16 protein-coding genes are annotated in these 14458 nt (G+C 64.7%); 3 read left to right on the forward strand and 13 right to left on the reverse strand.

Features of this window, described 5'->3' with window-relative positions; translation table 11 throughout:
* Positions 1-175: 175 nt before the first annotated feature.
* The 4 genes from CLG96_RS15775 to CLG96_RS15790 form a co-directional block, all read right to left on the reverse strand.
* The gene (locus tag CLG96_RS15775) at positions 176-1033 is read right to left on the reverse strand and encodes an HNH endonuclease signature motif containing protein (protein ID WP_133175411.1); all 858 of its coding nucleotides are present in this window, start codon (positions 1031-1033) and stop codon (positions 176-178) included.
* Positions 1034-1166: 133 nt separating this feature from the next.
* Complete coding sequence (locus CLG96_RS15780; protein ID WP_107969329.1) at positions 1167-1928, reverse strand: ImmA/IrrE family metallo-endopeptidase; 762 nt, start codon at positions 1926-1928, stop codon at positions 1167-1169.
* Entirely contained in the window at positions 1925-2350 is a 426-nt protein-coding gene (locus CLG96_RS15785; RefSeq protein WP_107969331.1) for a hypothetical protein, read from the reverse strand. The genes CLG96_RS15780 and CLG96_RS15785 overlap by 4 nt, the downstream gene beginning before the upstream one ends.
* Positions 2347-2913 (reverse strand): hypothetical protein, encoded by a 567-nt coding sequence (locus CLG96_RS15790; RefSeq protein ID WP_107969333.1) that lies wholly within the window; start codon positions 2911-2913, stop codon positions 2347-2349. Before CLG96_RS15790 ends, CLG96_RS15785 begins: the two co-directional genes overlap by 4 nt.
* A 191-nt stretch (positions 2914-3104) precedes the next feature.
* On the opposite strand from CLG96_RS15790, the gene CLG96_RS15795 reads away from it, so the two are divergent.
* Together CLG96_RS15795 and CLG96_RS15800 are read left to right on the forward strand one after the other, a co-directional pair.
* Positions 3105-3326: a DUF2188 domain-containing protein gene (locus tag CLG96_RS15795; RefSeq protein ID WP_107969334.1), complete on the forward strand. Its 222-nt coding sequence runs from the start codon at positions 3105-3107 to the stop codon at positions 3324-3326.
* Positions 3327-3376: 50 nt separating this feature from the next.
* Complete coding sequence (locus CLG96_RS15800) at positions 3377-3589, forward strand: hypothetical protein (protein ID WP_107969336.1); 213 nt, start codon at positions 3377-3379, stop codon at positions 3587-3589.
* Between the two features lie 317 nt (positions 3590-3906).
* Here the strand turns inward: CLG96_RS15800 and guaA are convergent, their stop codons facing one another.
* Positions 3907-5466 carry a glutamine-hydrolyzing GMP synthase gene (guaA, locus tag CLG96_RS15805; protein ID WP_107969338.1) on the reverse strand — a complete coding sequence of 520 codons (1560 nt, stop codon included), beginning with the start codon at positions 5464-5466 and terminating at the stop codon, positions 3907-3909.
* 182 nt (positions 5467-5648) lie between these two features.
* On the opposite strand from guaA, the gene CLG96_RS15810 reads away from it, so the two are divergent.
* Positions 5649-6707, forward strand: a complete 1059-nt coding sequence (locus tag CLG96_RS15810) for a methyl-accepting chemotaxis protein (RefSeq protein WP_107969340.1) — start codon at positions 5649-5651, stop codon at positions 6705-6707.
* Positions 6708-6779: 72 nt separating this feature from the next.
* On the opposite strand, the gene CLG96_RS15815 is transcribed toward CLG96_RS15810, so the two are convergent.
* The 8 genes from CLG96_RS15815 to secY form a co-directional block, all read right to left on the reverse strand.
* Positions 6780-8963 (reverse strand): prolyl oligopeptidase family serine peptidase, encoded by a 2184-nt coding sequence (locus CLG96_RS15815; RefSeq protein WP_423828210.1) that lies wholly within the window; start codon positions 8961-8963, stop codon positions 6780-6782.
* Positions 8964-9045: 82 nt separating this feature from the next.
* Positions 9046-9468 (reverse strand): 50S ribosomal protein L17, encoded by a 423-nt coding sequence (gene rplQ / locus CLG96_RS15820; protein WP_107969342.1) that lies wholly within the window; start codon positions 9466-9468, stop codon positions 9046-9048.
* A 180-nt stretch (positions 9469-9648) separates the two neighbouring features.
* Positions 9649-10710 (reverse strand): DNA-directed RNA polymerase subunit alpha, encoded by a 1062-nt coding sequence (locus CLG96_RS15825; RefSeq protein ID WP_107969552.1) that lies wholly within the window; start codon positions 10708-10710, stop codon positions 9649-9651.
* A gap of 92 nt (positions 10711-10802) precedes the next feature.
* Complete coding sequence (gene rpsK / locus CLG96_RS15830) at positions 10803-11192, reverse strand: 30S ribosomal protein S11 (RefSeq protein WP_107969344.1); 390 nt, start codon at positions 11190-11192, stop codon at positions 10803-10805.
* A gap of 77 nt (positions 11193-11269) precedes the next feature.
* Complete coding sequence (rpsM, locus tag CLG96_RS15835) at positions 11270-11638, reverse strand: 30S ribosomal protein S13 (RefSeq protein WP_107969554.1); 369 nt, start codon at positions 11636-11638, stop codon at positions 11270-11272.
* Between the two features lie 192 nt (positions 11639-11830).
* Positions 11831-12367, reverse strand: coding sequence for an SRPBCC family protein (locus CLG96_RS15840; protein ID WP_107969346.1), 537 nt, complete (start codon positions 12365-12367; stop codon positions 11831-11833).
* A 23-nt stretch (positions 12368-12390) separates the two neighbouring features.
* Positions 12391-13056, reverse strand: coding sequence for an adenylate kinase (locus CLG96_RS15845; RefSeq protein ID WP_107969348.1), 666 nt, complete (start codon positions 13054-13056; stop codon positions 12391-12393).
* Positions 13057-13087: 31 nt separating this feature from the next.
* Entirely contained in the window at positions 13088-14455 is a 1368-nt protein-coding gene (secY, locus tag CLG96_RS15850) for a preprotein translocase subunit SecY (RefSeq protein WP_107969350.1), read from the reverse strand.
* Positions 14456-14458 lie beyond the last annotated feature (3 nt).

Below are 14458 nucleotides of genomic sequence, written 5' to 3' on the forward strand. Positions count from 1 at the left end.
GAAAGCGCCTGGGACGGCTGGCCTGAGGTAACCTGGCGCTAACCTTATCAGCGGCTCAGCCGAGGTGCTGCTCGAGAGCGGCACCCCGTTCGAACGGCTCCGTCTCCAAAGATAGTCGAGGTCGGAGAAGACAGGTGACTTCCCAGCGCCACGGGCGCCGTGAACGCGAGCCGGTTCAGAACAACGAGGCACTGATCGGGCCGGGGTGAAAACCGAGCTGACCGCACGAATAGGCCTGAAGCGTCACGCCCTCCGCATCGCGCACGCTCGATCGAATTTCCGGAAGCGCCGTTTCCTCCAGCATGGTGTCTTTCCCAACCACCGCCAGCAGCACGCCGGTGGCTCGCCAGCCGGTCATCAGCTCATAGACTTCGAGTTTCTCCTGCACCCATTTCGCATAAGCGGGCGCATCCAAGTAGGCTTTTCTGACATATACAAAGTCGATGACGATATCGGCCTGATCACCCTGGAACTGCTTCAGCCCATCCAGAACCAAGCGCTTCTCGCCCGCGACGAGCTCAACGTGCCGCTCGCAATAAACACCGACCTCCTTCTCATATCTGGTGATCGCCACTTGACCCAATGCGAAAGCCTGGACCTGCCATCGCGGGGCCGCGATCTTACGAATGCTGGCGTCGGTAGGCTGCTCGGCACTGGTCTCGGGGACGGGAAGGTCCGACTTGGCAGCCCGGGACTGGGCCTCCAGACGCGTGAGCCGCTCAACAATCTCCGATTCCCGGCTGGCGGAAAGCCGCTCCTTGTACAGGCGGAGCGACTTTCGGTCGATTTTCCCGTCATGTGCCATCTTGTGATGCATGTCGCACAGGGCGATCAGGTTCGCGGGATCATTGTTCTCCCGGTTTTCATCGATGTGGTGAAGCTCGACATAGGTGGTCTCGCCACAAACCCTCAGCGCGCAACCGTGACCGGCTTCAACTAGGACGAGGCGCCGTATGTCGGCCGGAATATGGGGCCTGGCGCTGTCATAAGGCTCTTTCGACAAGGATGACCTCGGCGTTGCGTAGGCATCCAAGGCTAGCGTGGCCCCTTTCAAGGTTCAATGTCCGCCCGCGGTGCCGCTGGAGGTCCGCTTTCGGGGTTCTCGCGGGGAGCCGCGAACGACTTGAACGAGGGCGCATCGTCGCCATGCGATCAATCTAACTGGCTTAGCCTAGCATGCCAGAATCCGTAAGGGTCAGCAGGGTCAGGATTTCTCCGCCATGCGCCTTGACGGACTGCTCGGTAAGGCGAAAGCGCGCTGCATCCCGCCGATCGAACCAGCTATCCGCGCCTATGGTCTGCGGACGCGAGCGCTCGGTACCACCGAAAAGCACTGTAAACGCCGACGATGACGCGTCGAGATCTTCGCGCGGAAACCAATGGTCGGGAACACTGGGGCTGCGCTTAAACCAGCGTCGCCCGCCCTTCCCGTGGCAAACCAGCACGACCGGCCATCCCGCCAAATCGAGGCAACGTAGCGCGGTCGCCAGCCGGCTTGTCGCATAATCGCTGGCGAGCGCATCAATCGCCTCGAAGCTGGGCCGACGGTGCGCGGCGAGCGAGGGCAGGAATAGGTAACGGGGCATGAGCAGATCGGCGGCGAAGTGGTCGGCCTGGCGCTCAAGCTGGCTGGCTGAGCCGGGATTGCCGATCTCGCTCGACCGGCACACCGAGGAGCGGCCGCGATGGTGGGTCCAATGCCCAAGCTCGTGCCCGATCGAGAACCGCCGGCGGCGTGGATCACCGCCTTGCTGGACGGTGATGATCGCGCGGTCATTGTAGCCAATGATGCGCGCCTCGCAGCTTTCGAGCACGGCGTCGCGCACCTTGACGCCGACTGACCATGCAATCGCCTCCAGGTCGATGTCGGCGGGATGAGTGACGCCCAGCGAACGCAGCAAGGCTTCCGCTGGGCTGTTAACCGTCATATGGGGTTGCCCTCATCGTCGATCGCACCGAGCTCGCGCAAATCGTCGAGGATCGCGTCCATCTCCTTCTCGCTTACACCCTCGCCCTTGCGCGCAGCCATGGTCAGGCGGCTCTTGAGCTTGGGATCGTCGTTGGCGAAGCGCGCCATTACCGCGTCGCGCCGGTCCGCACGCAGCGGCGGACGCACCACCCGCGCTTTGCGGTCCCGACTGACAGCCGTTCTCGCGGCGGCGAGCCGCGCCTGGCCGGCACGCGCAACGCCACCGGCGATCGCGCTGCACGCGGCCGCCGCCTCGGCGTCGATATCCAAACCATCGGCGGCCAGCTCAGCGAGTAGCTCGGCATCGCTGAGGTTCATCAGATCGTCGGCCAGTTCGTCGAGTAGTCGGTGGAGCGCAGGATCGGGCTTGTCGCCGCTCACGCAGTCCACCCGGCTGGATACCTCCCATTGATCGCCCGGCGCATGCGGCGTCGAATTGTGGCATAGGCCTTATCGTCCAGGTCGTTCATGGTCATGATCTCCTCCTTCGAGTAAAATTCCAGGTCGCACATCAGCATCAGCAGCGCCTGCTCGTCGTCCGCGAACAACGCTTCGAGAGCCGCGATCCGCTCCGACATGTCCTCTGCGGCCAACAGGCGCGTTTCAGCGTCGGAATCTGGATCGACGGGAACGACAAGCAGCCGCCCGTCGGTGCCGGTGGCATCAAGCGAGACCGTCGCCCTGACGCGACCGGCGGAACCGCGTGCCGCCCAGGCGATGCTGCGCATCGCTCCGATCAGGAACGGCACCAGCGCCATCGTCCGCGGGCAGGTCCGCGCCCCGGACAGTGTCGCGGCAACGGCCTCGCCGATCAGGTCGTCGGCCCCGCACGCGAGACCGAGGGCATAGATACGGCCGGCGCGGCGCAAACGGGCGAGATCGATGGCGGCGAGACCATCGAGTGCCGCGCGGATTTCGTCAGGGTCGAATGCGTCGCGGTTCACGTCACTCCCAAGAGCTGCCTTCGGAGGTAGGCTGACTCTGTGCGCCGCCTCGGACAAGCAGATAAAAATATCTTTCAGATGTCCGCGAGCGTCGCCGCGCTCGGCCTACTCCCTTGGACGCCAATCATGGGGTTCGGGAGCGGTGTCGCAAGCCGGCTTACCCGACAGCGCGGGGAAGGAGGAAGACGAACATGGGCAAGAACCAGCATGTGGTGCCGCACGAAGGCGGCTGGGCGGTTCGCGGAGCGGGCAACGAGCGCGCGACGTCGGTGCACGAGACGCAGGCTGCTGCGAACGAGGCGGCACGCGGCATCGCGCAGAATCAGCATAGCGAGCTGCTGATCCATGGCCGCAACGGCCAGATCCGCGAGCGCGACAGCTTTGGCGGCGATCCCTTCCCGCCGCGCGGCTGAGCAACCCCGGGGCCGCGCACCCGCGCGGCCCCAACCGCAAGGAGTGCATTATGGCAAAAGGCAGAAGTGGTAGCTCGTTCCGCAGTGCAATCAGCGGGCGCTTCGTGACGGCGAAGCACGGCAAGGCATCGCCGCACACGACCGTGTTCGAGCGGTCGGGCGGCGGCAGCACGGGCGGCATGTACCGGAGCGCGATCAGCGGCCGGTTCGTAACGAACGCGCACGGCAAGCGCAGCCCTAACACCACGATCAAGGACAGCTGAAGGAAGGCGGTCGGCAACGGCCGCCTTTCTGTCACTCACGAATCCTATCTTCTTTACCGCTGCCAGCTTTTGGGGATGCCGGAAAGGGCCGCGAACGGCGACAACTGGGGCGCAAACCCGCCGTTGTGCACGCCATTCTACGCCAGAGCACTACCACTCGTTGAAGTGGCATTACATTACTTGGGGCCCACGCGCAGATTGTTCCTATGAAACAACGAAGTAGGCTGGTGGATGGCAGACTAAAGGCAGACGAAACGGCAGTCAAGCGAAGGCGAAAATTACCGCCGAAACTACGCTATTGCCGCCGTTTGTATCCGTCACTCCCACTCGATCGTGCCGGGCGGCTTAGACGTATAATCGTAGGTCACGCGGTTGATGCCGGAAACCTCGTTGACGATGCGGGTGGCGACGCGGGACAGGAAGCTCGCGTCGAAGGGGAAGATGTCCGCCGTCATGCCATCCGTCGAGGTGACGGCGCGCAGCGCGCAGACCGAGTCGTAGGTGCGGTAATCGCCCATCACGCCCACGGTGCGGACCGGGAGCAGCACCGCAAAAGCCTGCCAGATCGCATCATAGAGGCCGGCATTGCGGATCTCCTCCAGATAGATGGCATCCGCCTTGCGGAGAATATCGCAACGCTCCTTGGTGACTTCGCCCGGGATGCGGATGGCGAGGCCCGGCCCCGGGAAGGGATGGCGACCGACGAAGATGTCGGGCAGCCCCAGCTCGCGGCCAAGCTCGCGCACCTCATCCTTGAAGAGCTCGCGCAGCGGCTCGACCAGCTTCATATGCATCCGCTCGGGCAGGCCGCCGACATTGTGGTGGCTCTTGATCGTGACCGAGGGACCGCCGGTGAAGCTGACGCTTTCGATCACATCCGGATAGAGAGTGCCCTGGGCGAGGAATTCGGCGCCGCCAATCTTCTTCGCCTCGCTTTCGAACACGTCGATGAAGGTCTTGCCGATGAACTTGCGCTTGGCCTCCGGATCGGTGACGCCCTTGAGGCCGTTCAGGAACAGCGTCTCGGCATTCACATGGACGAGTGGGATGCCATAATGTTCGCGGAAGAGGCTGACGACCTGATCCGCCTCGCCCATCCGCATCAGGCCATGATCGACGAACACGCAGGTGAGCTGATCGCCGATCGCCTCATGGATCAGCACCGCCGCCACCGCCGAATCGACGCCGCCGGAAAGGCCGCAGATCACCTTGCCGTCGCCCACCTGCTCGCGAATCTCGGCGATCTTGGCAGCGCGGAATTCGGCCATGGTCCAGTCGCCGGCAAGGCCGCAGACATGGCGCGCGAAATTGGCGATCAGCTTGCCGCCGTCGGGGGTATGGACCACCTCCGGATGGAACTGCACGCCGAAGAAGCGGCGCGCCTCGTCCGAAGTGACGGCATAGGGCGCGCCTTCGGAGATGGCGATGGGATGGAAGCCCTCGGGCAACCGATCGACCTTGTCGCCATGGCTCATCCACACCTGATGGCGCTCGCCTTCCTTCCAGAGGCCATCGAACAGCGCCGAGCGGCCGACCACCTCGATGAAGGCACGGCCGAATTCGCCGGTGGTGCCGGGGATCACCGAGCCGCCGAGCTGCTGGCACATCGTCTGCTGGCCATAGCAGATGCCGAGAATCGGGATGCCCGCCTCGAAGAAACGCTGCGGCGCGCGGGGGCTGTCATCCGTATGCACGGAGGCAGGGCCGCCGGACAGGATGATGCCCTTGGGCTTCAGCCGATCGAAGGCGGCATCGGCGGCGTTGAAGGGAGCAATTTCGGAATAGACCCCGGCCTCGCGCACGCGCCGCGCGATGAGCTGGGTCACCTGGCTGCCGAAATCGACGATGAGGATGCAGTCTTGCGGGTGGGCGGTCATGCCGCTCGATAGTTTTTGCGCGCGGCCCTGTCCAGCACTCGTCTGCCCAGCATTCGTCTGCCCAGCATTCGTCTGCCCAGCATTCGCCCGCCATCGCGCAGCCGGCGGCGCGGCGGAATGGCATAAACATCTTCTTTACCGAGATGATCGCAAGCTGAGCGGGCCCAATTTCCGGAGATCCGATGCCGCGTCGAATCCGATCCCTGCTCGCCACGCTGCGCGACGAGGTGCAGCTTTATGCCGACCAGAGCGAGAAGATCGCCGGCCGGACCAACCTGCTCGCGCTCAACGCAACGATCGAGGCGGCGCGTTCCGGCGAGGCGGGGCGCGGCTTTTCGGTGGTGGCGCAGGAGGTGAAGGCGCTCGCCAACCAGGCGCGCGGCAGCGCCGCCGCCTTCCGCGCGGACGTGCTCGACCGGCTGGCGCTCGGCGCGCGCATCGCCGACGAGATGGTGGCGGAGATTGAGGGCGCGCAATTGATCGAGCTGGCCCATTCGATCATCCAGAACATCACCCGCATGATCTATGCGCGCAGTGTCGATCTGCGGATGCTGGCGACCGATCCGGCGATCATCGCGGCGATGCGTGGGGGCAGCCCCGCTCTGGCCGAAACCGCGCTCGACCGGCTGCGGCTGATGAGCCATTATTCGCCCTTCTACCTCAACGCCTTCATCGCCTCCCCCGCCGGACAGATCATGCTTTCGGCGGACGAGAATGCGCGCGTGCGCGCCGCCGACGTGTCGGATGCCGCCCAGTTCAACCTGGCGATGGCGAGCCGGCGGCGGGGCGACTGGTTCACCGACGAGATCTGGCGCAACCCCTGGTCCGGAAACCGCGCCGTGCTCGTATTCGTCGCCCCGATCCATGCGCCGGACATGGACGACCAGCCGCCGCTCGGCGTGCTTTATTTCGAATTCGACTGGGAAAAGCAGGTCGATGCGCTGATCCGCGACCGGCTGATGTGCAGCGAGGCGGAGGACGGGCGGACCCGCATCACCATCGTCGATCATCAAGGCAAGCTGGTGGGATCGTCCTGGGGAGGGCAATTCGGCGAGCCGGTGCCGCTGCCGCCGGGCAAGATGCGCGGATCCGAAGCGCGCGCGGAATCGGTTGCGGCCTTCGCCCAGGCGCAGCCCTTCCACGGTTTCGACGGGCTCGGCCTGCGCTGCCTGATCGAACAGCGCATGCCGAACGAGGCGGATGTGGCCGAGGTGCTGCGCTTAACGCGGCACGCAGCGTAGCACTGCCCCCGCAACGATCCCCTCATCCCTGTGGAGACATGGGCCCCGGCCTGCGCCGGGGCGACGATCCTGTTAGTGAGCGGCGGGAAGATCGAGGCCCGTCCAGCGGGCGGTGAAGGCCCATAGATCGGCATATTCCTCGATGATCTTGTCGGTCGGCTTGCCCGATCCATGGCCGGCGCGCGTCTCGATACGGATCAGATGCGGCTTGGTGCCGATCGCCGCCGCCTGAAGCGCCGCCGCATATTTGAAGCTGTGTCCGGGGACCACCCGATCATCCGTATCGGCGGTCGTGACCAAGATTGCGGGATAATCCGTGCCGCCATGGACATTATGATAGGGCGAATAGGCGCGCAGCACCTTGAAATCCGTCTCCTTGCCCGGATCGCCATAATCATCGACCCAGTAGCGGCCGGCGGTGAAGCGGTTGAAGCGCAGCATGTCCATCACGCCCACCGCCGGCAGGCCAACCGCGAACAGATCCGGCCGCTGGTTGACGACCGCGCCGACGAGCAGCCCGCCATTGGAGCCGCCGCGCACGGCGAGCTTGCCGCGCGTCGTGACGCCCTCGGCGATCAGATATTCGCCCGCGGCGATGAAATCGTCGAACACATTCTGCTTCTGGGCGAGCCGGCCGCCATCATGCCAGGCCTTGCCATATTCGCCCCCGCCGCGGATCGAGGCCTGCGCATAGACGCCGCCCGCCTCCATCCAAGCGAGATTGGCGGGCGAGAAGGCCGGCGTCACCGAAATGTTGAACCCGCCATAGCCATAGAGGATGGTGGGTGCCCCGCCCTTCAGGTCCAGCCCCTTCTTGTGGACGACGAACAGCGGCACGCGCGTGCCGTCCTTCGACGTGTAGAAGCGCTGCGATACCTCATAATCGGCGGGGTTGAACGCCGTCCGGGGCTGGGCGAAGACGGTCGCCCGGCCGGTGGCGGTATCGTAACGATAGATTGTCGTCGGCGCATTGAAGCTGGTGAAGGAGAAGAAGGTCTCCGGATCGCCCGGCTCGCCACCGAAGCCGCCGATGCTGCCGATCCCCGGCAAGGCGACATCGCCCGCGGGCTTGCCGTCGAGCGTAGCCAGCTTCGCCACGCCCTTGGCATCGCTCAGATAGGTGAGGACAAGCTTGTCCCCGATGATCGCGGCGCCATCCAGCGTGGCGGCCGTCTCGGGCACGATCTCCGCCAGCTTGAGCGAGGGCGAAGCCACGTCGATCGTCACGACGCGCTGGCGCGGAGCATCACGATTGGTGAGGAAATAGAAAAGGCTGCCCTTATTGCCGGCAAGCTCCCAATTATTCTCGAGCCCGCCGATCAGCGTGCGCGGCGCCACGCCCGGCCGGGTGAGATCGATGAGCGTGATCTCGTAGCGCGCATCCGTGCCCTCGGCGGAGGTGATGACCAGCCATTTGCCGTCATCCGTCACCTGCCCCGTATGGCTGAGCTTGGGGCGGTCGGGCGTGGCATAGACCTTGATGTCGGCCGATTGCGGCGTGCCGAGCTTGTGGAAATAGAGCGTCTGATCGAGGTTCAGCGACTGGAACTGCTGACCGGCCTCGGGCTCCGCGAAGCGCGAATAGAAGAAGCCCTTGCCGTCCTTCGTCCAGGCGAGCGCGGTGAACTTGGCCCATTTGATCTCATCCGCCATCGGCTGTCCCGTGGCGACGTCGAGCACCTTCAGCGTGCGCCAGTCGGTGCCGCCATCCTGAATGGCATAGACGAGATATTTGCCGTCCTTGGAGGGCTTCCATTCAGCGAGCGCGGTCGCGCCGTCCTTGGCCCAGGGATTGGGATCGATCAGCAGGCGCGGCGTGCCATCCAACCCGTCGCGTACATAGAGAACCGCCTGGTTCTGAAGCCCGCTGTTGCGCATGTAGAAATAGCGCGTGCCCGCCTTCACGGGCAGGCCGAAGCGCTCATAATCATAAAGCGCCTTCAGGCGGCCAGCGAAGGCGGCGCGGCCGGGCAGCGTCTGGAGATAGGCGTCGGTCACGCCATTCTGCGCCGTCACCCAGTCGCGCACCTTGGCATCGACGCGCACGTCATTTTCGAGCCAGCGATAGGGATCGGCGATCGCTTCGCCGAACTGGGTTTCGGATATGTCGCCCTTCGCGGTCTGCGGATAGGCGAGGCGGAATTGCGAGGCGGCGGGCAGCGTATCGGGCATGGCCGGACGAGACAGCTCCATGGCGAGGGACGGGCCGGCGATCGCGGCCGTCGACAGGAGGAACGCGAAAGCGAGCGACTTCATTCAGGAAACCCCCTCCGGAAACGGAAAGGCCGGAGACTAACGTCCCCGGCCCCTCGTTCAAGCCAATCCGGAAAGAGCTGGATCAGGCCGCTTCGGCCTCGTCCTCGTCGGACTGCACCGGGCCCGAATCCTGACCCTTGGCCGAAACGTCGCGATCGACGAACTCGATGATCGCGATCGGCGCCGCGTCGGACGCACGGATGCCCGCCTTGATCACGCGGGTATAGCCGCCGTTGCGATCCTTGTAGCGCTCGGCCAGCACGTCGAAGAGCTTCTTGAGCTGCGTGTCGTCGAGCAGGCGCGCATGGGCCAGACGACGATTGGCGAGGCCGCCCTTCTTCGCGAGCGTCACCAGCTTCTCCACATAGGGGCGAAGCTCCTTCGCCTTGGCGAGCGTGGTGGTGATCTGCTCATGCTTGATCAGCGCCGCCGCCTGATTGCGGAAAAGCGCGGTGCGGTGGCTGGCGGTACGCTGCAGCTTACGGCCGCCTACACGATGACGCATATTTCATTCCTTCATGTTTGTTCAGGGGCCGTTTCAGGTACCCCGGACCAGGCGGCGACGCGGACCGCCCAACCAAATCGTCATGCCAGCGAAGGCTGGCATCCATCCGAACTCACCCTCCGCACGACCCGCGGAGGGCCCCCCGCCTTCGCTGGGGCGACGCGCTCCCGAGGGAGCGCGTCAGAATTCCTGTTCGAGCTTCTTGGCCATTTCCTCGATATTCTCGGGCGGCCAGCCGGGGATTTCCATGCCCAGACGCAGACCCATCGAGGCAAGGACCTCCTTGATCTCGTTGAGCGACTTGCGGCCGAAATTCGGCGTACGCAGCATCTCCGCCTCGGTCTTCTGCACGAGATCGCCGATATAGATGATGTTGTCGTTCTTGAGGCAGTTGGCCGAACGCACCGAAAGCTCGAGTTCGTCCACCTTCTTGAGGAGGTAGCGGTTGAGCTGGTTCGCATCGCTCTCCGGCTCCGCACCGCCCGCCGGGACGGCCGCGACACCGACCGGCGCCGCAGCCGGAACCATGCCCTCGTCGAAATGGACGAAGAGCTGGAGCTGATCCTGCAGGATGCGCGCCGAATAGGCGATCGCATCGTCCGGCGTGACGGTGCCGTCGGTTTCGACGGTGAGCGTCAGCTTGTCGTAATCCAGCTCCTGCCCGACGCGGGTGTTCTCGACCTTGTAGGCGACCTGGCGTACCGGCGAGTAGAGCGCATCGACCGGGATCAGGCCGATCGGGGCGTCGGCCGGGCGGTTGCTGGCGGACGGGACATAGCCCTTGCCGACATCGGCCGTGAGCTCCATGTTGAGCGTCGCGCCCTGATCGAGGTGACAGAGCACCAGATCGGGGTTCATCACCTCGATATCGCCCGAGGTGGCGATATCCCCGGCAGTGACCTCGGCCGGGCCGGTCACGGAAAGCTGGAGCCGGCGCGGCCCCTCACCCTGCATGCGCAGCGCGATCTGCTTCACGTTCAGCACGATGTCGGTCACATCCTCGCGCACGCCGGCGAGCGAGGAGAATTCGTGAAGGACATTCTCGATCTTGATCGAGGTGACGGCAGCGCCCTGCAGCGAGGAGAGCAGCACGCGACGCAGCGCATTGCCGAGCGTCAGGCCGAAACCGCGCTCGAGCGGCTCGGCAACGAAGGTCGCCTTGCGCTTGCCATCGCCACCGGCCTTCTTCTCGATGCCGTTGGGCTTCTTCAATTCCTGCCAGTTCTTGGCGTTGACGGCCATGTTGTTCCCCTTGGGGTTGGGCACGGGGTGCGTCCACCCCGGCCGGAAAACAGAATCTGAGAGGGGGCGAAAAAGGCCGCCCCCGGGCAGGATCAGACGCGGCGACGCTTGGAGGGGCGGACGCCATTATGGGGGATCGGCGTCACGTCGCGGATGGACGTGATGTGGAATCCGACCGCCTGGAGCGCGCGCAGCGCCGATTCACGACCCGACCCCGGGCCCTTCACCTCGACTTCGAGGGTACGCACGCCATGTTCGGCGGCCTTCTTGCCGGCATCCTCGGCGGCGACCTGGGCGGCATAGGGAGTCGACTTGCGGCTGCCCTTGAAGCCCATCATGCCGGCGGACGACCAGGAGATGGCGTTGCCCTGAGCATCGGTGATGGTGATCATGGTGTTGTTGAAGCTGGCGTTCACATGCGCGACGCCGGCGGTGATGTTCTTGCGCTCGCGCCGCTTAATGCGCTGAGGTTCGCGTGCCATATCTCGAATATCCTACCTGAAGGAGCCCATTCGGCCGATCGTGGCACGCAGGGCGCACCACCGAACGGCCTGGCTCATCACTTCTTCTTGCCGGCGATCGGCTTGGCCTTGCCCTTGCGGGTGCGCGCATTGGTGTGCGTGCGCTGGCCGCGGACGGGGAGCCCCTTGCGGTGGCGGAGGCCGCGATAGCAGGCCAGATCCATCAGGCGCTTGATGTTCATCGCCACCTGGCGGCGAAGATCACCTTCCACCGTATAGCCCGCGTCGATCGTCTCACGGATCTGCAGGACTTCCTGGTCCGACAGGTCCTGCACGCGACGCTCCGGCGTGATGCCGAGCTTGGCGGTGATTTCCTTGGCCTTGGCCGGGCCGATGCCATGAATGTAGGTCAGCGCGATTTCGACGCGCTTGTTGGTCGGGATATTGACACCCGCAATACGTGCCACTGTACTTTTCTCCTGCTCCACGGGGCGACTGGGCCGGCCACCCCATCTCGACGCTTCACCGCAATGATCGATGCAATAGCAAAACCGGCGCACGCTAAAGCGCCGCCGGCAACCGATCTGCGGGACGGGGCGCCATAGTCCCCCTTCCCGATCCTGTCAAGCAATCGAAAAGCGATTCCTATTCACCCGCACTCAACGGGCGAGTGCCGCGCCCAGCCGGTCGAGCTGCTCGGCGAGCACCTTGTCCACCAGCGGCGCCATCTTATCGGGGCCGCCGCGGATATAGCCGCCGACGACATAGGTCTGCACGATCTCGGTCGCATCGCCCTTCGGCGTCAGCTCCCAGCTGAGCGCCCCGTCCGCCCCCTCGCCCTGCAGCGGGCCCAGCGCGGCGCGCAGCCTGAGCTGCCGGTTCGGCTGCACATAGACGACGCGGCCATGCTCGATCGTTCCGCCATCGGCGGGAATCGCCTCGCAGAAACAGCCGCCGGCCTTGCCGTCGAGGCGCATGTTCGCGGCATCGCCCGAATAGCTGTGCGCGCCATTCCACCAGCTTCCGATCCGCAGCAGCCGGGCATAGACGGCGGCAGGCGGCGCGGGCACGAGAACGCTGTGCGAAACCTCGAAGCCGATCGGCGTCACGGCGCGCACTTCGGCGGTGGCGGAAGAGGATATACCGACCGCAAGCAGCGCCGGCAGGAGCGGGACAAGGCCTGATTTTCGCATCATCCCCCTCCCCCAAGGCAGCAGCTTCAGGCGGCGCCGACCGTCCTGCCGTCCAGTATCGCCTCGATCGCAGCGCTGACCTCACCGATCTCCGCCATGCCGTCGACGCGCGTCACGAGGCCACGCGCCTCATAATAAGGCAGGATCGGCGCGGTCTTGGCGCGATATTCGGCCATACGCGTGCGCACCGTTTCGGCATTGTCGTCCGGGCGGCGCTTGAACTCGGTCGAGCCACAGACGTCGCAGACGCCGGCCACGGCAGGCGCCTTGAACTGGTCATGATAGCCCTCACCGCAACAGGCGCAGGTATAGCGGCCGGTGATGCGCTCGACGAGCTTATCCTCGTCCACCGCCAGCTCGATGACATGATCGAGCGTGCGCCCACGCGCGGCCAGCAGCTTATCGAGCGCCTCGGCCTGGATCTGGGTGCGGGGGAAGCCATCGAAAATGACGCCCCGCGCGGTGTCGGGCTGGTCGAGCCGCTCGCCGATGATCTCGGCCATCAGATCGTCGGGAAAAAGCTTGCCCGCCTTCATGATCTCGTCGGCCATGCGGCCGATCTCGGTGCCGGCCTTGACCGCGGCGCGCAGCATGTCGCCCGTCGAGAGCTGGACCATGCCACGCTCCTGCACGAGCCGCGTCGCCTGGGTTCCCTTCCCCGCCCCCGGGGGCCCAAGCAGGATGATGTTCATGATTGTGCGCTCCGCGCGAATTCTTCCTCCGTCAACGCCGCATCCCTCCCTTGAGCTTCGCCTTCTTGATGAGGTCGCCATATTGATGCGCGAGCAGATGGCTCTGGATCTGCGTCACGGTATCGATGGTTACGTTGACCACGATCAGAAGACTAGTACCGCCGAGATAGAAGGGAATTCCCGCCCGTGCGACGAGGAATTCCGGCACGAGACAGATGAACGTCAGATAGGCCGCGCCGATCACGGTGATGCGCGTCAGCACATAATCCAGATAATCGGCGGTGTTCTTGCCCGGGCGGATGCCGGGGATGAAGCCGCCATAACGCTTCAGATTGTCCGCCGTCTCCTCCGGATTGAAGACGACCGCGGTGTAGAAGAAGCAGAAGAAGATGATGCCCGCCGCATAGAGCGCCATGTAGAGCGGCGTGCCATGCGCGAGATATTGGTTGAGCGTGATGATGAAGTCGCCCCAGGCGCTCTCGCCCGCGACGCGCTGCCCCGCGAACTGCGAGATGGTGAGCGGCATCAGCAGCAGCGACGAGGCGAAGATCGGCGGGATGACGTTTGCCGTGTTGATCTTCAGCGGCAGGAAGCTCTTGTCCCCCTGCATATGGCCGCGCGCCGTCTGGCGCTTGGGATATTGGATCAGCACCCGGCGCTGGGCACGCTCCATGAAGACGATGAACAGGATCAGGCCGATTATCAGCGCCAGCACGCCGATGATGAGCAGCGGCGAGAGCGAGCCGGTGCGGCCGCCCTCGAACACATTGACCAATGCCTTGGGCAGTTCGGAAACGATGCCGGCCATGATGATCAGCGACACGCCGTTGCCTATGCCTCGGCTGGTGATCTGCTCGCCCAGCCACAGCAGGAACATGGTGCCGCCGATCAGCGTGATAACGGTCGTCACACGGAACAGATAGGGATCGACGATGACCGCGTTCAGCCCCTGGCTCGCGCCCCAGGTCTCAAGCCCGACAGCGATGAAATAGCCCTGGATCGCGGTAAGCGCGACCGTGCCGTAACGCGTATATTGGTTCAGCCTCTTGCGGCCGCTCTCCCCCTCCTTCTTGATCGCGGCGAGCGCCGGCGACAGCGTGGTGGCGAGCTGCACGACGATCGAGGCAGTGATGTAGGGCATCACGCCGAGCGCGATCAGCGACATGCGGGTGAGCGCGCCGCCGGAGAAGGTGTTGAAGAAATCGAGCACGCCGCCCCGGGTGGATTCGAACAGCGTGGCCAGCGCGCGCGGATCGATGCCCGGCAGCGGCACATGGCTGAGAAGACGGAAAACGACCAGCGCGCCAAGCGTGAACCACAGTCGCTTCTTGAGTTCGGTAGCTTTCGCGAACTGCGAAAGGCTGACGTTGGCGGCCAGTTGCTCGGCTGCGGATGCCATGTG

The organism is Sphingomonas oleivorans, assembly GCF_003050615.1.
GTDB lineage: Bacteria > Pseudomonadota > Alphaproteobacteria > Sphingomonadales > Sphingomonadaceae > Sphingomonas_H > Sphingomonas_H oleivorans.